The sequence below is a fragment of the Flavobacterium sp. JLP genome, from assembly GCF_015350755.1.
In the GTDB taxonomy this organism is placed as follows: domain Bacteria; phylum Bacteroidota; class Bacteroidia; order Flavobacteriales; family Flavobacteriaceae; genus Flavobacterium.
The window spans coordinates 1-315 of sequence record NZ_JADKPS010000028.1 but is presented as its reverse complement, the minus strand read 5'-3'; the positions used below and the strand labels follow the sequence as shown (position 1 = coordinate 315).

Sequence of the window (315 nt, the reverse complement as noted above, 5' to 3'; positions counted from 1 at the left end):
GAGTGGGCTGCAAAATCACCTAACTGGGTTAAGATCAACGGGGAAAATGGAACTGATGGTATTCCTGGAGTTCCCGGAGCACCTGGACAGGCAGGTTCAATCACAACCCTTGATGCTATTATAAGAGATCCAAAAGGAGATATCTATGTTTATGTAGGAAAAGACAACACAGTTGCAGGGCGTGATGCTGAATGGGCATCAAAATCACCGAACTGGGTTAAAATTAATAATGAAGGCTTGGATGGAATTCCTGGAGTTCCTGGGGTACCTGGACAGGCAGGGTCAATCACAACCCTTGATGCTATTGTTAAGGAT

General features: G+C 45.1%; 1 protein-coding gene. It reads left to right on the top strand.

Features of this window, described 5'->3' with window-relative positions; genetic code table 11:
• Positions 1–315 (top strand): hypothetical protein (locus IRZ83_RS19455; protein ID WP_228520738.1); only part of this gene is annotated, 315 nt, incomplete at both ends.